The following is an 18328-nucleotide window of genomic DNA, read 5'->3' on the forward strand; positions in this document are numbered from 1 at the left end:
CCCATGAAATCCACTGTTGCCCGGTGCGCGCCCCTCTTGATCGCCACGATCCTGGCCGGTTGCGGCGCCTCGCCGCCCGCCCGCTACTACACGCTGCAGCCGCCGGGCGCCACGCAGGCCGTTCAGGCAGGCGTGGCCCCCGCCCAGTTCATGATCGAGATCCTGCCGGTCAACGTGCCGGCGCAGGCCGACCAGCCGCAATTGATGGTGCGTACCGGCGACGGCACGGTGGCGCCGCTGTACTCCGAGCGCTGGAGCGCGCCGCTGCCCGACGAGTTCCGCGCCGCCTTGTCCGATACCTTGACGCGCGAATTGGGCGCGCCTGACGTGCAGGTGATCAAGCCCGCCTCGGGTACGCCGGTGTGGCGCGTCCAGGTGGACGTGCAGCGCTTCGATCTGGTGGCGGGCGGGCCGTCCCTGCTCGACGCCACCTGGCGGGTGCGGCCGGTCAACCTGGCCGCGCCCGCGCTGGTGTGCCGCACGCGGGTGGATGTGCCGGCCGGCGGCGAGCGCGACACGGCGGCGCTGGTCCAGGCCCAGCAGCGCGGTACGGCCTTGCTGGCGCGCACCATTGCCTCGGCGATCCGCAGCCAGGGCCAGTCGGCCGAGGCCGGCGGGCCCGAAGTGCAGGTGCTGGGTTGCAGCCGCAACGACGCGAAAACAGCGGGTTAACCTTTTTCGTATACGGGTTAACCTTAATACCGTACGCGTTGCAACCTCTTTAGGATACGGTTCCACCGCCAGTGCCCGCCGTGATCGCGGGCACTGGATCGCAGTCCTGATGGCAGGCATCACGCCGGCCACCGTATCTCTGGAAGCACGCATCCCATGGCTAGCACGACTCTGGGCGTCAAGGTCGACGACGCATTGCGCGATCGCCTCAAAGCCGCCGCGCAGAAACTGAACTGCACCCCGCACTGGCTGCACAAGCAGGCCATTCTTTCCTATCTCGACAGAATCGAACGCGGCCATCTGCCGGCGGAGATGGCCCATCTGGGGAGCGACGAGCGCGGCGAGGACGAGGACGCAGGCGCGTCGGCCGATGCCATGCCGCCTTTCTTCGAGTTCGGCCAGGACGTGCAGCCGCAATCCGTGCTGCGCGCCGCCATCACCGCCGCCTATCGCCGGCCCGAGCCGGAATGCGTGCCGTTGCTGCTGGGGCAGGCCCGCGTGGCCGGCCCCGAGAAGGTGCACGCCATGGCCAGCAAGCTGGTCCACGCGCTGCGGGCCAAGCGCAGCGGCGGCGGCGTCGAAGGACTGATCCAGGAGTTCTCGCTGTCCAGCCAGGAAGGCGTGGCGCTGATGTGCCTGGCCGAGGCGCTGTTGCGCATTCCCGACCGCGCCACCCGCGATGCCCTGATCCGCGACAAGATCGCGCACGGCGACTGGCGCTCTCACATGGGCGGATCGCAGTCGCTGTTTGTCAACGCCGCGACCTGGGGCCTGATGATCACCGGCAAGCTGGTCGCCGTCAGCAGCGAGCAGTCGCTGTCCAAGGCGCTGACGCGCCTGATCGGCAAGGGCGGCGAGCCGCTGGTGCGCAAGGGCGTGAACATGGCCATGCGCATGATGGGCGAGCAGTTCGTCTCGGGCCAGACGATCTCCGAAGCCCTGGCCAACAACCGCAAGATGGAGGCGCGGGGCTTTCGCTACTCGTACGACATGCTGGGCGAGGCCGCCACCACGGCCGCCGACGCCGAACGCTATTACGCGGCGTACGAGCAGGCCATCCATGCCATCGGCAAGGCGGCCGCCGGACGCGGCATCTACGAAGGCCCGGGCATCTCGATCAAGCTGTCGGCGCTGCATCCGCGTTATGCGCGCGCCCAGCGCGACCGGGTCATGGCCGAGCTGCTGCCGCGCGTCAAGGCGCTGACGCTGCTGGCGCGCCAATACGATATCGGCCTGAACATAGACGCCGAGGAAGCCGACCGGCTCGAGATTTCGCTGGACCTGCTGGAAGCCTTGTGTTTCGTCCCCGAGCTGGACGGCTGGAATGGCATCGGCTTCGTCATCCAGGCCTATCAGAAGCGCGCGCCGTTCGTGATCGATTACGTGATCGACCTGGCCAAGCGCAGCCGTCACCGCCTGATGGTGCGCCTGGTCAAGGGGGCGTATTGGGACACGGAGATCAAGCGCGCCCAGGTCGACGGCCTGGAGGGGTATCCCGTCTACACGCGCAAGGTGTACACCGACGTCGCCTACCTGGCCTGCGCGCGCAGGCTGCTGGCGGCGCCCGAGGCCACATACCCGCAGTTCGCCACCCATAACGCCTATACCCTGTCGGCCATCTACCAGATGGCGGGACAGAACTACTACCCGGGGCAGTACGAGTTCCAGTGCCTGCACGGCATGGGCGAACCGCTGTACGAGGAGGTGGTCGGGCCGCTGGCGCAAGGCAAGCTGAACCGCCCTTGCCGCATCTATGCCCCGGTGGGCACGCACGAAACCCTGCTGGCGTACCTGGTGCGCCGCCTGCTGGAAAATGGCGCCAACACTTCCTTCGTCAACCTGATCGGCGACGACAGCATCACGGTCGAGCAACTGGTGGCCGATCCGATCGAGGCGGCGTCCCGCATCGTGCCGCTGGGCGCGCCGCACGAGAAAATCCCCCTGCCGCGCGAGCTGTACGGCAGCGTGCAGCAGGGCGCGCGGGCCAACTCGGCCGGCCTGGACCTGACCAACGAGCATCGCCTGGGCTCGCTGTCGGCGGCCCTGCTGGCCAGCGCCGCGATCGACTGGCGCGCCTGGCCCATGCTGGGCGAGGGAGATCCCGGCTGGGATCCGGCCGGCGCGGTCGAAGTGGCCAACCCGGCCAACCTGCGCGACATCGTCGGCCACGTCATGCAGGCCACGCCGCAACATGTGGAACAGGCCCTGCGCGACGCCGCCAACGCGGCGCCCATCTGGCAGTCCACGCCGGTGCCCGAGCGCGCGCAGTGCCTGCGGCGGGCGGCCCAGCTGCTGGAAGAGCAGATGCAGACGCTGCTTGGCCTGATCGTGCGCGAGGCCGGCAAGTCGCTGCCCAACGCCATCGCCGAGGTGCGCGAAGCGGTGGACTTCCTGCGCTATTACGCCGACCAGGCCGAGCGCGAGTTCGACAACGATACCCATCGTCCGCTGGGCCAGGTACTGTGCATCAGTCCATGGAACTTCCCGCTGGCCATTTTCACCGGCCAGGTCGCCGCCGCGCTGGCCGCCGGCAACACCGTGCTGGCCAAGCCGGCCGAGCAGACGTCGCTGATCGCCGGCCAGGCGGTGGCCATCCTGCGCGCCGCGGGCGTGCCCGCCGGCGCGGTGCAACTGCTGCCGGGCCGTGGCGAAACCGTGGGGGCCCAACTGGTGGCCAGTCCGCAGGTGCGCGGCGTGATGTTCACCGGCTCGACCGAGGTGGCGCGCATCATCGCCGGCGCGCTGGCCGAACGCCTGGACGATCAGGGCCACACCATTCCGCTGATCGCCGAGACCGGCGGCCAGAACGCCATGGTGATCGATTCGTCGGCGCTGGCCGAGCAGGTCGTGTTCGATGTGCTGACCTCGGCGTTCGACTCCGCCGGCCAGCGCTGCTCCGCGCTGCGCGTGCTGTGCCTGCAGGAGGACAGTGCGGATCACGTGCTGGCCATGCTGCGCGGCGCGATGCGCGAGCTGCGCGTGGGCAATCCCGACCGCCTGTCGGTCGACGTGGGACCCGTGATCGACGCCGAGGCGCGCAACGGCATTCAGGGCCATATCGAGGCCATGCGCTCGTCCGGACGCCCGGTCGACCAGGTCGAGCTGGCGGGCGAGTGCCGCTACGGCACGTTCGTGCCGCCGACGTTGATCGAGATCGACCATATCGGCGAGCTCACGCGCGAAGTGTTCGGCCCGGTACTGCACGTATTGCGCTACCGGCGCGACGACCTGGACGGGCTGATCGAGCAGATCAACGCCACCGGTTATGGGCTGACCTTCGGCGTGCATACCCGCATCGACGAAACCATTGCCCGCGTCACCGAACAGGTGCACGCCGGCAACCTGTATGTCAACCGCAACATCGTGGGCGCCGTGGTCGGGGTGCAACCCTTCGGAGGCGAAGGCCTCTCGGGCACCGGCCCGAAGGCGGGGGGGCCGCTGTACATGTACCGGCTGCTGGCCACGCGCCCGGCCGGCCTGCCGCCCGCCCTCGACCCGGCGGCGCCGATGCCGCAGGCGCTTGCCTTGCCGGGCCCGACCGGCGAGACCAATACCTACCGGGTCGAGCCGCGCGGCGCGGTCTATTGCGTGGCCGCCACCGAGGCCGGCGCCCGGGCGCAATGGGCCGTCGTGAGCCAGACCGGCAACCATGCCTGGTTCGCCGATACGCCGGCGGCGCGCGCCTGGATCGACGGCCTGGACGCCAGGCTGCGCGAGCAGGCTGCCTTGCTGGAAGATTCCGAACTTGATGAGGCCGATTTCCAGGCGGTGCTGTTCGAGGGGGACGGCGACGCCTTGCGCGCGCTGAACATGCGCATCGCCCAACGTCCCGGCCCCCTGGTGTCCGTGCATGGCCTGAGCGCCGATGCCCTGGCCGCCGGGGCCAGCTACGCGCCCGACCGCCTGCTGGCCGAGCGTTCGATCAGCGTCAATACGGCGGCCGCTGGCGGCAACGCCAGCCTGATGACGATAGGTTGAGTTGCATGGCTTAACCCGCGCCTGCTTGCGGGTTATCTCCAATATCGAAGTTGGTTGTACTCGTTCGACAATCCGGTCCCACCCGGAGCGGACGCGCTGTCACTGTAATCCGACACGGGGCCTGCAAGCACTGGACGAACTCCCGCCCAGGCCCTAGTGTTTATAGCCACGCCCACGGCGCGGCCAGTATCCGGCAAACCGGGCCACAAGCCTGGCATAACAGATATCTAGTGCGACACATCGGAGGAAACCATGACCTTGCGCACCCCCATCAAAATGCTGGCAGCGGGCATTGCCGCCGCCTGCCTGGCTGGTGTGGCCCAAGCGGCCGATATCAAGTTCGGCTTCGCGGCGCCCCTGACCGGCCCGCAGTCCCATTACGGCGAAGACATGCAGAACGGTCTGACGCTGGCGCTGGAAGAAGCAAATCAGAAGGGCGTGACCGTGGGCGGCAAGCCCGCCAAGTTCGTGCTGGTCTCGCGCGACGACCAGGCCGATCCGCGCGTTGCCGTGCAGGTGGCCCAGCAGCTGGTGGACCAGGAGGTCAACGGCATCCTCGGCCACTTCAACTCGGGCACCACCATCCCGGCGTCGCGCGTCTACCATGACGCGGGCCTGCCGCAGATCGCCATGGCGACCTCGCCCGAATATACCAACCAGCAGTACGAGACGACCTTCCGCATGATGACCAGCGACACCCAGCAGGGCGCCGCGGTCGGCAAGTTCATGGTCGAGAAGCTGAACGCCAAGAAGGTCGCCATCATCGACGACCGCACGGCCTACGGCCAGGGGCTGGCCGACGAGGTCGAGAAGGCCGTCAAGGCGGCCGGCGGGCAGGTGGTGCGGCGCGAGTACACCACCGACAAGGCCAACGATTTCACGTCCATCCTGACCAACATCAAGGGCGTGGCGCCCGATGCCATCTTCTATGGCGGGCTGGACGCGCAGTCCGGCCCCATGAAGCGCCAGCTGGCCATGCTGGGCCTGAAGGCGCCGCTGGTGTCCGGCGAGATGACGCGCAGCGACACCTTCATCAAGCTGGCCGGCGATGCGGCCGACGGCACCTACGCCTCGCTGGCCGGCGTGCCGCTGGAGAAAATGGCCGCCGGCAAGGAGTTCGCCAAGCGCTATGAAGAGCGCTTCAAGAAGGCGCCCGGCGTCTACGCTCCCTACGCCTATGACGGCGCCTGGAACATGATCACCGCCATCGAGAAGGCGGGTTCGGCCGATCCGTCCAAGTACCTGCCGGAACTGGCCAAGCTGTCGCGCAAGGGCGCCACCAGCGAACACATTGCCTACGACGCCAAGGGCGACCTCAAGGAAGTTGCGGTCACCATCTACGAAGTCAAGAATGGCAAGTGGGAAATGGTTGAAACCATGGTGAGCCAGGCCAACTGATCGGCCTGTGCCGGCGGCGCGGCCCCCCCGGGGGCGCCGCGCCGCCATTTGCCGCAGCTGCGCCGCCGCCGGGCGCCGCGCGCTGCCAGTGGCGTCGCGTTTCCGATCGCTGCGTCGCTTCGTCTCCCTCGGCTGGAACGAACGCTCGTATGGATATTTTCACTCAACAGATAATCAATGGCCTGACGCTGGGCAGCGTGTACGCGCTGGTCGCGCTGGGCTATACGATGGTGTACGGCATCATCGGCCTGATCAACTTCGCGCATGGCGACGTGGTCATGATCGGCGCGATGGCGGCGACCATGGTCGCCGCCGCCCTGGTGGGCGGCGATCCGTCCACGTCGGCCTTCGCCGTCCTCGGCGCCGGCCTGCTGGTCTCGGTGCCCCTGTGCATGGCCGTGGGCTGGACCGCCGAACGCGTGGCGTACCGGCCCTTGCGCCGCGCGCCGCGGCTGGCCGCGCTGATCACCGCCATCGGCGTATCCATCATCCTGCAGAACGTGGCGATGATGGTGTGGGGCCGCAATTACCTCAACTTTCCCCAGGTGCTCACGCCCGCCGTGTTCGAGATCGGCGGGGCGCGCATGAGCATGCTGCAGATCGCCATCGTGGTCATCGCCGCGCTGATCATGGGCGCGCTGCTGCTGGTCGTGCACAAGACGCGGCTGGGTACCGCCATGCGGGCCACCGCGCAGAACCGCGAAGTGGCCGGCCTGATGGGCGTGAACATCAACACTGTGATCTCGGCGGCCTTCCTGATCGGTTCCGCGCTGGCGGCCATCGCCGGCATGATGGTCACCACCTATTACGGCGTGTCGCAGTACACCATGGGCTTCATGCTGGGCCTGAAGGCGTTCACCGCGGCGGTGCTGGGCGGCATCGGCAACCTGGTCGGGGCCATGGCCGGCGGCCTGCTGCTGGGCATCATCGAATCGCTGGGCTCGGGCTATATCGGCGACCTGACCGGCGGCTTCCTCGGCAGCCACTACCAGGATGTCTTCGCCTTCGTGGTGCTGGTGATGGTGCTGATCTTCCGGCCTTCGGGCTTGCTGGGCGAGCGCGTGGGAGACCGGGCATGACACGACAACCGAACACGTCCGGGCTGTCGGCGCGCAACCTGGTCGGCATCGCGCTCATCGGCATCGTGCTGGCCGTGCTGCCCTTCGTGCTCGGCATGGCCGGGCAGAGCTGGGTGCGCATCCTCAACTTCGCGCTCCTGTACGTCATGCTGGCGCTGGGCCTGAATATCGTGGTGGGCTTTGCCGGTCTGCTCGACCTCGGCTATATCGCCTTCTATGCCGTGGGCGCGTACACCTGGGCCTTGCTGGCCTCGCCGCATTTCGGCCTGCACCTGCCGTTCTGGGCCATTCTGCCGATGGCATTGGGCGTGGCCTGCGTATTCGGCGTGCTGCTGGGCGCACCCACCCTGAAGCTGCGCGGCGACTACCTGGCCATCGTCACGCTGGGATTCGGCGAGATCATCCGCATTTTCCTCAACAACCTGAATGCGCCGGTCAACATCACCAACGGGCCGCAGGGCATCAACCGCATCGACGCCTTCAAGGTCGGAGACTTCGCCTTCGGACGCACCGAGACCATCCTGGGCATCCGCTTCACGGGGCCCGAGAAGTACTACTACCTGTTGGTGCTGCTGACGCTGCTGATCATCGTGGTGTGCGTGCGCCTGCAGAATTCGCGCATCGGTCGCGCCTGGGAAGCCATACGCGAAGACGAGATCGCGGCCAAGGCCATGGGCATCAACAGCCGCAACATCAAGCTGCTGGCCTTCGCCATGGGCGCCTCGTTCGGCGGCGTGGCCGGCGCGCTGTTCGCCGCCATGCAAGGTTTCGTCAGCCCCGAGAGCTTCAGCCTGACGGAGTCGATATCGGTGCTGTGCATGGTGGTGCTGGGCGGCATGGGCCATATTCCCGGCGTGATCCTCGGCGCGGTGATCCTGGCCGTCCTGCCCGAGTTTCTGCGCGCGGTGGTCGAGCCCGCGCAGCACCTGCTGTTCGGCGCCGTGGTGCTCGATCCCGAAGGCATCCGCATGCTGCTGTTCGGCCTGGCGATGGTGTGCGTCATGCTGTTCCGGCCGGCCGGCCTGTGGCCCTCGGCGGTGCGCAAGCGCGAACTGAGCAGCACGCGCCAGGGAGGTGCCGCATGAGCCGCATCCTGCACGCCCAGGGACTGGGCAAGCGCTTTGGCGGGCTGCGCGCGCTGTCGGAGATCAGCTTCGATATCGAGGCCGGCGAGATCTACGGGCTGATCGGCCCGAACGGCGCCGGCAAGACCACGCTGTTCAACGTGCTGACCGGGCTGTACGTCCCCGAAGAGGGACAGTGCGAGTTCAACGGCATGTCGCTGATCGGCAAGAAGCCGCACGAGGTGGCCGCCGCCGGCCTGGCGCGCACCTTCCAGAACATCCGCCTGTTCGCCAACCTGAGCGCGATCGAGAACGTCATGATCGGCCGCCATGTGCGCACGCACGCGGGCGTGCTCGGCGCCGTGCTGCGCACTCGCGCCGAGCGGGCCGAGGAGGCCGCCATCGAACGGCGCGCGCAGGAGCTGCTGGAATACGTCGGCATCGGGCACCGCGCCAACGACGTGGCGCGTTCGCTGCCCTACGGCGACCAGCGGCGGCTCGAGATCGCCCGCGCGCTGGCGACCGATCCTCGGCTGCTGGCGCTGGACGAGCCCGCCGCCGGCATGAACGCCTCGGAAACCGTGGTGTTGCGCCAGCTGATCGAGAAGATCCGCACCGATGGCGTGACGGTGCTGCTGATCGAGCACGACATGAAGCTGGTCATGGGCCTGTGCGACCGGGTGCTGGTGCTGGAATACGGCAAGGTGCTGTCGATGGGCCGGCCGGCCGAGGTGCAGCGCGATCCCAAGGTCATCGAAGCCTACCTGGGGGCCGGCGCGGCGCACGATCCCGAACTGCATACGACGGAGCAAGCACCATGACGGCATCGCAAGCGCTACTCGAATTGCGTGGCCTGCAAGTGGCCTATGGTGGCATCCGGGCCGTGCGCGGCATCGACCTGCGCGTCGATCCCGGCGAACTGGTCTGCCTGATCGGCGCCAATGGCGCGGGCAAGAGCACGACCTTGCGCGCCATCTGCGGCCTGGTGCCGCTGGCCGGCGGGCAGGTGCTGTACGACGGCCACTCCATCGGCGGCCAGCCGTCATTCGCCCTGGTGCGCAAGGGCCTGGTGATGGTGCCGGAAGGCCGCGGCATCTTCGGCCAGCTCACCATCGAGGAAAACCTCGCCATGGGGGCCCACGTGCGGCGCGATGCCGCGCAGGTGCGCCAGGACACCCAGCGGGTGTTCACGCTGTTTCCGCGTTTGGCCGAGCGGCGCCGCCAGGCTGCCGGCACGCTGTCCGGCGGCGAGCAGCAGATGGTCGCGATGGGGCGCGCCATGATTGCGCGGCCGCGCCTGCTGCTGCTGGACGAGCCGTCGATGGGCCTGGCGCCGCTGATGGTCGACAAGGTGTTCGAAGTGGTGCGCACCATCGCGGCCGAGGGCGTGACCATATTGCTGATCGAGCAGAATGCCCGCCTGGCGCTCGAACATGCCGACCGCGGCTATGTGATGGAATCGGGCGAGATCACGCTGTCCGGGCCGGCCCGCGAGATGTTGCACGATCCCAAGGTGCGCGCGGCCTATCTGGGCGAAGTCGAGGCCTGAGCCTGTCCGCACGCACGGGCGCCGGTTCTTCTTGCGGAACCGGCGCCCGTGCCGCGTTCAGGCTTCGGCCAGCGCTGTCGGGCGCGGCTTGCGATTGATCATCAGGGCAATGACCGCGGCGATCAGGCCGGTGCTGCCGGCCAGTACGAAAGCCATCAGGTAGCTGCCCGTGGTTTCGCGTACCACGCCGCCCATCCAGGCGGCGCTGGCCGCGCCCAACTGGTGGCCGGCGACGATCCAGCCGAAGACGATGGGGGCGTCGCGATCGCCAAAGGCTTCGGTGGTCAGGCGCAGTGTCGGCGGCACGGTGGCGATCCAGTCCAGCCCGAAGAAAATCGCGAACAGCGACAGGCTGTAGAACGAGAAGTCCGAGTAGGGCAGGTACATCAGCGACAGGCCGCGCAGGCTGTAGGTGCCCGACCGGCCCGCCGATGTCGGCCTGCGCTCCTATGGCAGCGCACCGGACACGCCCGAGCCGTCGGTCGCGCCGCGTACCGGCCTGCTGGCCGCCACCTTCGGCGCCTTGCGGCGCGCAGCGCGCACCCGCACGTTCTGGTATCTGTTCGCGACCTTCTTCGTGTGCGGCTTTACCACCAATGGCCTGGTGGGCACGCACCTGATCGCCCTGTGCGGCGACCACGGAATCGCCGAAGTGCAGGCGGCCGGCCTGCTGGCGCTGATGGGCATCTTCGACCTGGTGGGCACGACGGCCTCGGGCTGGCTGACCGACCGCTACGACCCGCGCAGGCTGCTGTTCGTCTATTACAACCAGGCAAGGGGCGCCATCAGCGCGGCGCCGGCAGCTACCGCCCAGACCACGCGGGTCCAGTCGCCGGAAGCCGCCAGGGCCGCCAGCACGGGCAGGAACAGCAGATTGCCGGTGGCCGTGCTGGCCGTCAGCAAGCCCATCATCAGTCCGCGGCGCGTGGTGAACCAGCGATTGACGATGGTCGCGCCCAGGACCACCGCGACCGCTCCCGAGCCTATCCCGGAGAACACGCCCCAGGTCAGCAGCAGGTGCCACGATTCGGTCATGAAAGCGCTGGCCGCGCTGGAGGCGGCCATCAGCAGCAGGGCGCCGATCAACACGCGGCGCAGGCCGAAGTGTTCCATGGCGGCGGCGGCGAACGGACCCGCCAGGCCATACAGGAAAATACCGATCGCCGCCGCCAGGGAGATCGTGCTGCGGCTCCATCCGAAGGCCTGCTCCAGCGGCACGATCAGCACGCTGGGCGTGGAGCGCAGGCCGGCCGACACCAGCAGCGAGAAGAAAATTACGGCCACCACGACGAAGGCGTACTTTTGTCCCAGGTGGCGAAACGGCGGTGGCAGACGCGTTATACTCATGTTACTGACCGGTACGTAGTGTGGAGCTCGCATCGTACGTACCGGTCAGTAACATCGTCAAGCAGTTTTTGGCGACCCCGATTTCCAGGAGCCCGCATGTCCCGTAAATCCGCTCCGTCGTCCACCGCCGCGCCGGCGCCCAAGCTGGCCGCCGACCGTATCCGCGCCACCGCGCGCGAACTGTTCTACCGCGAAGGCATCCGCGCGGTGGGGGTCGACGCCATCGTATCGGCCGCTGGCGTCACCAAGCCCAGCCTGTACCGCAGCTTCTCGTCCAAGGACGAACTGGCCGCGTCGTACCTGCGCGACTACGAGGCGGAGTTCTGGAGCCGCTTCGATGCCGGCGCGCAACGCTATCCCGACGATCCGCGCGCGCAGCTGCGGCTGTATCTGGAAAGCCTGGCCAGGCGCGCCGTGGCGGCGGGGCCGTACCGCGGTTGCGGACTGAGCAACGCGGCCGTGGAATATCCCGACCCGGACCATCCCGCGCGCCTGGTGGCCGAGACGCACAAGCGCGAACTGCGCAAGCGTCTCGTCGAGATGGCGCGCCGCATGGGCGCGCGCGAGCCCGAGATCCTCGGTGACGGCCTGATGCTGCTCATCGAGGGCGCTTTCATCTCCGGCCAGTTGTTCCACGGCGATGGGCCGGCGCGCCATGTCGCCTTGCTGGCCGACAGATTAATCGAAGCCAGCCTGTAGTCACCCCGTTTCGTATTCGTTCGATTTCCAAACCGCCTCTCGAGGCGGTTTTTTTTTGGTTCATCGCGCATTGCCGGGGAAGGCGGCACGGATTTTGAGGAAGAAGTATTCCTGGTCGCGGTAGCCGTAAGCGCGCCGCTTGATGACCTTGATAGTGTTGTTGATGCCCTCGACAATGCTGGTGTTCAGGGGATGTCGGCATCTGGCCAGGATGCCGTGCAGATAGCCTTTCAAGCGCTGAGCGAAGGTGTTCAAGGCGGCTATTCCGCTTTGCTCGGCCTGCTCGTACCAGTGGTTCCAGGCTTGTCTTGCCCAGGCAGGTCTTTGGTAGAACCAGAGCCGTTTGAGTTCGTCACGCAGGACATAGACCGTCAGCAGCGGCTGGTTGGCTTGCAGCAATTCGTCGAGCCGGACGGCCTGCTGCCGATCCAGGTTGTCACGGTTGCGCAGCAGCAGCCAGCGACTCGATTTGATGATCCTGCGTGCGGGACGATCCTGGCGTAGTTGATTGGCCTGATCCACGCGCACCCGATCAATGACCTCTCGTCCATACTTGGCCACGACATGGAACAAGTCATAGACGATCTCCGCCTGTGGGCTGTGGGCCTGGATCTCCAACTCGTAGGCGGTGGTCATGTCGATGGCAACGGCCTTGATGCGTTGGGCGGCCCCAGGCGGCAATTGTTCGAAGAACGCCCGGGCCGTCTCGCGTGAGCGTCCTGGGCCAATCCACAGCACCTGCCTGCCGATCGGATCGACCACCACTGTCGCGTAGCGATGCCCTTTGTGCAGGGCAAACTCGTCCATCGCCAAATACTCGATCTTGGACCAATCCGGTTCGCGCACCGACGCACGCAGCCGAGCCTTGTCCAGCGTCTTGACGGTATGCCAACCCAGCTCGAAGAACCTCGCCACCGCCTGCACGTTGCTCGATTGCAGCAATTGGCTGCAGGCCTGCGCCAGCCGATCCGTCACCCGTTGATATCGCCCCAGCCAGGCAAGCCGCTCCAGGCGCGGGCCGCCGCATTGCTCACACCACAAGCGTCGGCGCGGCACGTGCAGAACGACCCGATACTCGAATAACGGCAGATCTCGCACCCGTCGAACCGTGGTCTCATGCACCTGGCGACACCGCGCGCCGCACTGCTCGCACAGCATCACCTTGGCCGTTGGCTTCAAATAGATCGACAGCGTGCGCCCTGGGTCTTCGGGCCATTCCACGCGTTCGACGCCATAGCCCTGCCAGCCTCCCAGCGACTCCAGCAACTTGCGATCCAGCATCTCCCTGCACTCCTGATGGCAAATACCTGCCGTCAAGAATACGAAAACTTGCCAAACCCCTCCACGCTATTGCGCGATGAACCTTTTTTTTGGGGGGGGAGGGCGATGTGCTGCGCGTAAGTCCGCCATTTTCGTACGTATTCGGGTGCTGATTGCTGGTACCGCGATATATGGGCTTATTTGAAACTGGAGCGGCTTTTTCGCTGGGTGCCACGCACCTGTTCGCAGCAATTTTTTCACGGTCGTTTGTTGGCCTCCTATTTGATATGAATGACAGAAAATCCAACAGCGTGTCGCCAGTGGCGAGATATTTGCGTTTCGGCGTTGCCGCGGTAGCGGGTGTGGCGGCGGGCGCGTTGCCTTCGTCGGATGTCGATGCACAGGCCGCGCCGGCCGCCGCCGCGGCCGCCAAGATCGAGGCCTTGTCGGATACGGATATCTACAGCGACTACGAGCATGGCATCGTGATGGCTCCCGATAACAAGGACTACATCAGTTACAAGCCCGCCGAAGGCGGTCCCGAAGCCCCCCTCCCCCTTCAAACCCGCGCCCTATGTTTCATTGGGTAATGATGTCGTAGCCGAGCGGATACGGGTGGACGTGCGCGGCAACGAAACCCTCGGCGTGTATGTCGACTCAGAGCACCGTTCGCTCACCGTGCGTGACAGCAGGATAGACGCGTACGGCAAGCCGCCTTCCATCGAGTCTCCCAATTATTACGGTGCCGCGGCTGTCTATGCCGGCACGCTGAATATCGAGAATTCCACGGTTCGCCATAACTATGCGGCCCAGCCGTTCGAAGACGCGGTAGGAGTCGGAGTAACAGCGCTCGGCGAGAAGGCCATACTCAACGTTACCGACAGCGAGGTATCGGGTACGAGGGGCGCGGTCGTCGGCTGGGGGGGCGAGGCGACATTCACCAATTCGATCGTGCGTGGTTCGACCTTCGGGCTGTACGCTGAAATGTGCGATACCTGCAGAGACGATGACGGCACCTCGCCTTCGATTCGCATCAAAGGCGGGGTCGTTCAGGGTGGCGTGGGCGCGAATAACGTCGCCGTGGCGGTGGCGGGGGCCGGAAAGGTCGCGATCGAGAATGCGGAACTGCTCGGAGCCAGCGGCGTGTACGCCACGTTCGGCGTCGGGGTCGATATGAAGGGCGGGCGCATTCTGGCGCACAACACCAATGTCGTCGCAAGCCAGGATTACGCCGATGGTCCCTATGGCGGCGTGGTCCTGACCGACGGCAGCCAAGTCAACCTGGAGGGCGTCAAGGTCCGTGCGACCGGCCAGGAGGCGGCTGGCCTATGGTTGCTGGGCGGCAAGGACACCAGCCCGCGAGCCAGCCTGCGCAACACCGACGTCCACGGAGAGGTCGCCGCCATTGCGCTGGGCTTCAATGGCGAGGCGGACATCTCGGGTGGTAGTCTGAGCGCGGAGGAGGGGGGCGCCGTGCTTACCACCCTGGCGCCCGATGAAGTCGAGTATTACTACGACTACTCCCTCTCCATGGAGCGTCCGGCCGCTGATGCGCCGTTGACGCCGGTTCACGTCACGCTGTCCGACGGCGCGCGCGCCAGCGGAGAAACGTTGATCGCGCATGGCGGGCTGTTGCCGATGACGCTGCGCTTGAGCAGCGGGGCCGACGCCCGCGGCGACATCGTCACGCTGCCGCCTTCCGCGCCACCCGATTTCGCGGAGCAACCGGATGCCGAGCCGAAACCGGACGCCGCGGCGCAGTCGGACGCCAAGGCGAAAGCGCGGGTCATGGCGCAGGTAGATGGCGGGGAACCTGTTGCCGTACCGATCCCGGCCTCTTCGCATCCCGATGCCCCGATCGACGTGTTCATCGACAGTGGCGCCCAATGGCGGGGCATCACCAAGACCGTCAATGCGTTGCGCATCGAGGACGGCACCTGGACCGTCACCGGGTCGTCCGCGGTGAACAGCCTGCACCTGCAGGCTGGCAAGGTGGCGTACGCAACGCCTGCCGAAACCAACGGAAAATTCAAACACCTGCGGGTCAAGACCCTGTCGGGAAGCGGCCTGTTCGAGATGAACGCCAGCGCCGACCTGAGCGATGGCGATTTGCTGGTCGTGTCCGACGAGGCCAGCGGGCAGCACAAGGTGCTGGTGCGAGGAGCCGGCACGGAACCCACCGGTGTAGAAAGCCTGACGCTGGTCGAGCTGCCCAAGGGCAGCCAGGCGGGGTTCACGCTTGCCAACCGGGGCGGGGTGGTCGACGCCGGCGCGTTCCGCTATCGCCTGACGCCGGACAACGGTGTCTGGGGCCTGGAACGGACCAGCCAACTTTCGGCCGTCGCCAACGCGGCCTTGAATACCGGTGGCGTGGGCGCAGCCAGCAGCATCTGGTATGCGAAAGGCAATGCGCTCTCCAAGCGCCTGGGCGAGTTGCGGCTCGATCCCGGCGCGGGCGGCTTCTGGGGGCGCACGTTCGCCCAGAAGCAGCAGCTCGACAACAAGGCTGGCCGACGCTTCGACCAGAAGGTGTACGGTTTCGAGCTGGGGGCCGACCATGCCATCGCAGGACAGCAAGGGCGGTGGCACGTGGGCGGCCTGCTGGGCTATACCCGCGCAAGGCGCAGCTTCGTCGATGACGGCGCCGGGCATACCGACAGCGCGCATATCGGGGCCTACGCGGCGTACGTGGCGGACAACGGCTTCTATTTCGATTCGACCCTGCGCGCCAGCCGCTTCGAGAACGACTTCACGGTAACGGCCACCGACGCCGTCTCCATACGGGGCAAGTACCGGGCCAATGGGGTTGGCGCCACGTTGGAGGCCGGCAAACGTTTCACGTTGCACGACGGCTGGTTCGTCGAACCTCAGTCCGAGGTGTCGCTGTTCCATGCCAGCGGCGGAACCTACCGTGCCGCGAACAATCTGTCGGTCAAGGACGAAGGCGGCACCTCCGCCGTGCTGCGCCTGGGCTTGGCGACCGGGCGGCGCATCGACCTGGGCAAAGATCGCGTGATCCAGCCCTATGCCACCCTGAGCTGGCTGCAGGAATTCAAAGGCGTCACGACCGTCCGCACCAACGGGTACGGGCTGCGCACCGACCTGGGGGGCGGCCGCGCAGAGCTGGCATTGGGCCTGGCCGCCGCGCTGGGGCGTGGCCACAGCTTGTACACCTCGTACGAATACGCCAAGGGCAGCAAACTGACCCTGCCTTGGACGCTCCATCTGGGTTACCGCTACACCTGGTAGGAAGCGTATGGCGCGACAACGGGGGCGCAATGCCCCCGTTGTCGCCTTGTCGCTCAGCTGTGATAAGCCGATTCTCCGTGGCTGGTCACATCCAGTCCTTCACGCTCCTGATCTTCCGGTACGCGCAGTCCGCACAGCTTGTCCGCGATCTTGTAGGCGATCCAGGCCACCACGGCGGACCACACGATCGTCAGCAGCACGCCTTCGAATTGCACCCACACCTGGCCGGCAATCGCGCTGGCGCTGTCCAGGCCCGGGCCGCCGAGCACCTTGGCATTGAACACCCCGGTCAGCAGGGCGCCGACGATGCCGCCCACGCCATGCACGCCGAACACATCGAGGGCGTCATCGGCGCGCAGCAGACGCTTCAGGCCGTTTACTCCCCAGACGCAGACCACGCCGGCGGTCACGCCGATGACCAGGGCGCCGACCGGGCCGACCAGGCCGGCGGCGGGCGTGATGCCGACCAGGCCCGCCACGGCGCCTGAGGCCGCACCCAGCATCGAGGGTTTGCCCTTGACGGCCCATTCCGTGAACAGCCAGCCCAGCACTGCGCCCGCGGTGGCGGTCATGGTGTTGAAGAACGCCAGGGTGGCGCCGTCGCTGGCCGCCAGCGACGAGCCGGCGTTGAAGCCGAACCAGCCGACCCACAGCAGCGCCGCGCCGATGAAGGTCATCGGCAGGTTGTGCGGCTGCATCGCTTCGCGGCCATAGCCGATGCGTCGGCCCACCACGTACGCGCCGACCAGTCCGGCCACCCCCGCATTGATGTGCACCACGGTGCCGCCGGCGAAATCCAGCGCGCCGCGGGCATTGAGCAGGCCCGGCGCGGTTTCGGAGGCGAACCAGACCATGTGCGCGATCGGGATATAGGCAAAGGTGAACCAGATCGCCGTGAACACCAGCACGGCCGAAAAACGCGCGCGCTCGGCGAAGCTGCCCACTATCAGGGCGCAGGTGATGCCCGCGAAGGTCGCCTGGAACGAGGCGAACAAGAGCTCGGTGAGCGTGCCCGACAGCGTGTACGTGCCATCGGCCGGCGTGAACATGCCGGAGAAGAACGTGCGCGACAGGCCGCCGAAGAAGGCGTTGCCTTCGGTGAAGGCCAGCGAGTAGCCGTAGGCGAACCACAGCAGCAGCCCGAGGGCGAAGGTGCACAGCACTTGCAGCAGCACCGACAGTACGTTTTTGCTGCGCACCAGGCCGCCGTAGAACAGGGCCAGGCCGGGCACCGCCATCATCAGTACCAGCAGTGTCGAAACCAGCAGCCAGGAGATATCGGCTTTATCCATTTTTATGGGCTCCAGGGAGTCGTGTTTACAGGGCGGCCTCACCGGACTCGCCGGTGCGGATGCGGATGACTTCCTCGAGCGGGGCGGTGAATATCTTGCCGTCCCCGATCTTGCCGGTGCGGGCCGACTGTTCGATCGCTTCGATCACCTGGTCGACCAGATGATCCGGCACGGCCGCCTCGACCCGCAGCTTGGGCAGGAAGTCGACGGCGTATTCGGCGCCGCGGTAAAGCTCGGTGTGGCCTTTCTGGCGTCCGAAGCCCTTCACCTCAGTGACGGTCAGGCCCTGGACGCCGATATCGGACAGGGCCATCCGCACTTCGTCCAGCTTGAAGGGCTTGATGATGGCGATGACGAGTTTCATGGCGGTTCCTCTCATGGTTACGCGTAGGCATCAAGACCTATGCAAATTCCATGCCATATTTTTTCGTACCTGCGACCCCGGCCCCGCAGGGCGGCGGGCATCCTGGACGTGCGTGCATGCGCCACAACAGGGCACACCGGGTGGCGTATGCGCCACGCTGGTGCATGACGCGCCCAAAGCCGCTTAATATTGAAACTAATTGTGTTTTTTCGGGCTGCTTTGTAGCTAATTGCGTGGAAATTGCAGATTGCTGCAGGACGGGCAGGGGTTGTTTCGCGCTGCCCGTGGCGCGCTGATGTCGATCGCGGACCCAATGCCCGTGCGGCTTTCCGTCATGCCGGCAAGCCGGCCGGGGCGCCTGCCGCGCGCATTTGCTT

11 protein-coding genes and 2 pseudogenes are annotated in these 18328 nt (G+C 66.6%); 9 read left to right on the forward strand and 4 right to left on the reverse strand.

The window, feature by feature from the left end:
* Nucleotides 1–3 precede the first annotated feature (3 nt).
* The 7 genes from LK409_RS10990 (at nucleotide 4) to LK409_RS11020 (ending at nucleotide 9740) form a co-directional block, all read left to right on the forward strand.
* On the forward strand, nucleotides 4–672 hold the full coding sequence (locus LK409_RS10990; RefSeq protein ID WP_010928612.1) for a PqiC family protein: 669 nt from the start codon (nucleotides 4–6) through the stop codon (nucleotides 670–672).
* 156 nt (nucleotides 673–828) lie between these two features.
* Nucleotides 829–4650, forward strand: coding sequence for a trifunctional transcriptional regulator/proline dehydrogenase/L-glutamate gamma-semialdehyde dehydrogenase (gene putA / locus LK409_RS10995; RefSeq protein WP_010928613.1), 3822 nt, complete (start codon nucleotides 829–831; stop codon nucleotides 4648–4650).
* Nucleotides 4651–4902: 252 nt separating this feature from the next.
* Entirely contained in the window at nucleotides 4903–6048 is a 1146-nt protein-coding gene (locus tag LK409_RS11000) for a branched-chain amino acid ABC transporter substrate-binding protein (RefSeq protein ID WP_010928614.1), read from the forward strand.
* A 149-nt stretch (nucleotides 6049–6197) separates the two neighbouring features.
* On the forward strand, nucleotides 6198–7127 hold the full coding sequence (locus LK409_RS11005; RefSeq protein ID WP_003812854.1) for a branched-chain amino acid ABC transporter permease: 930 nt from the start codon (nucleotides 6198–6200) through the stop codon (nucleotides 7125–7127).
* Nucleotides 7124–8212 carry an ABC transporter permease subunit gene (locus LK409_RS11010; RefSeq protein WP_010928615.1) on the forward strand — a complete coding sequence of 363 codons (1089 nt, stop codon included), beginning with the start codon at nucleotides 7124–7126 and terminating at the stop codon, nucleotides 8210–8212. Before LK409_RS11005 ends, LK409_RS11010 begins: the two co-directional genes overlap by 4 nt.
* Nucleotides 8209–9012: an ABC transporter ATP-binding protein gene (locus LK409_RS11015; protein WP_010928616.1), complete on the forward strand. Its 804-nt coding sequence runs from the start codon at nucleotides 8209–8211 to the stop codon at nucleotides 9010–9012. The genes LK409_RS11010 and LK409_RS11015 overlap by 4 nt, the downstream gene beginning before the upstream one ends.
* Nucleotides 9009–9740 (forward strand): ABC transporter ATP-binding protein, encoded by a 732-nt coding sequence (locus LK409_RS11020; RefSeq protein ID WP_010928617.1) that lies wholly within the window; start codon nucleotides 9009–9011, stop codon nucleotides 9738–9740. Before LK409_RS11015 ends, LK409_RS11020 begins: the two co-directional genes overlap by 4 nt.
* A gap of 57 nt (nucleotides 9741–9797) precedes the next feature.
* Here LK409_RS11020 and LK409_RS22890 read toward each other — a convergent pair.
* A pseudogene (locus LK409_RS22890) lies at nucleotides 9798–11087 on the reverse strand (MFS transporter).
* A 96-nt stretch (nucleotides 11088–11183) separates the two neighbouring features.
* Here LK409_RS22890 and LK409_RS11030 point away from each other — a divergent pair.
* Nucleotides 11184–11786 (forward strand): TetR/AcrR family transcriptional regulator, encoded by a 603-nt coding sequence (locus LK409_RS11030; protein ID WP_010928618.1) that lies wholly within the window; start codon nucleotides 11184–11186, stop codon nucleotides 11784–11786.
* Between the two features lie 60 nt (nucleotides 11787–11846).
* Here the strand turns inward: LK409_RS11030 and LK409_RS11035 are convergent, their stop codons facing one another.
* A complete protein-coding gene (locus LK409_RS11035; protein WP_010927279.1) occupies nucleotides 11847–13067 on the reverse strand; it encodes an ISL3-like element IS1001 family transposase in 1221 nt (406 codons plus the stop codon).
* 266 nt (nucleotides 13068–13333) lie between these two features.
* On the opposite strand from LK409_RS11035, the pseudogene bapC reads away from it, so the two are divergent.
* Nucleotides 13334–16295 (forward strand): annotated as a pseudogene (gene bapC / locus LK409_RS11040) (autotransporter BapC).
* 53 nt (nucleotides 16296–16348) lie between these two features.
* On the opposite strand, the gene amt reads toward bapC, so the two are convergent.
* Entirely contained in the window at nucleotides 16349–17587 is a 1239-nt protein-coding gene (gene amt, locus LK409_RS11045) for an ammonium transporter (protein ID WP_010928620.1), read from the reverse strand.
* Nucleotides 17588–17612: 25 nt separating this feature from the next.
* Nucleotides 17613–17951, reverse strand: coding sequence for a P-II family nitrogen regulator (locus LK409_RS11050; protein ID WP_003812839.1), 339 nt, complete (start codon nucleotides 17949–17951; stop codon nucleotides 17613–17615).
* Nucleotides 17952–18328: the final 377 nt, after the last annotated feature.

This window comes from Bordetella parapertussis (assembly GCF_020735925.1).
GTDB classification, from domain to species: domain Bacteria; phylum Pseudomonadota; class Gammaproteobacteria; order Burkholderiales; family Burkholderiaceae_B; genus Bordetella; species Bordetella pertussis.

What these genes read in the sequence shown, in the direction of transcription:
- LK409_RS10990 (WP_010928612.1), top strand. Translation starts at nt 4, where the DNA reads ATGAAATCCACTGTTGCCCGGTGCGCGCCCCTCTTGATCGCCACGATC.
- putA (WP_010928613.1), top strand. Translation starts at nt 829, where the DNA reads ATGGCTAGCACGACTCTGGGCGTCAAGGTCGACGACGCATTGCGCGAT.
- LK409_RS11000 (WP_010928614.1), top strand. Translation starts at nt 4,903, where the DNA reads ATGACCTTGCGCACCCCCATCAAAATGCTGGCAGCGGGCATTGCCGCC.
- LK409_RS11005 (WP_003812854.1), top strand. Translation starts at nt 6,198, where the DNA reads ATGGATATTTTCACTCAACAGATAATCAATGGCCTGACGCTGGGCAGC.
- LK409_RS11010 (WP_010928615.1), top strand. Translation starts at nt 7,124, where the DNA reads ATGACACGACAACCGAACACGTCCGGGCTGTCGGCGCGCAACCTGGTC.
- LK409_RS11015 (WP_010928616.1), top strand. Translation starts at nt 8,209, where the DNA reads ATGAGCCGCATCCTGCACGCCCAGGGACTGGGCAAGCGCTTTGGCGGG.
- LK409_RS11020 (WP_010928617.1), top strand. Translation starts at nt 9,009, where the DNA reads ATGACGGCATCGCAAGCGCTACTCGAATTGCGTGGCCTGCAAGTGGCC.
- LK409_RS11030 (WP_010928618.1), top strand. Translation starts at nt 11,184, where the DNA reads ATGTCCCGTAAATCCGCTCCGTCGTCCACCGCCGCGCCGGCGCCCAAG.
- LK409_RS11035 (WP_010927279.1), bottom strand. Translation starts at nt 13,067, where the DNA reads ATGCTGGATCGCAAGTTGCTGGAGTCGCTGGGAGGCTGGCAGGGCTAT.
- amt (WP_010928620.1), bottom strand. Translation starts at nt 17,587, where the DNA reads ATGGATAAAGCCGATATCTCCTGGCTGCTGGTTTCGACACTGCTGGTA.
- LK409_RS11050 (WP_003812839.1), bottom strand. Translation starts at nt 17,951, where the DNA reads ATGAAACTCGTCATCGCCATCATCAAGCCCTTCAAGCTGGACGAAGTG.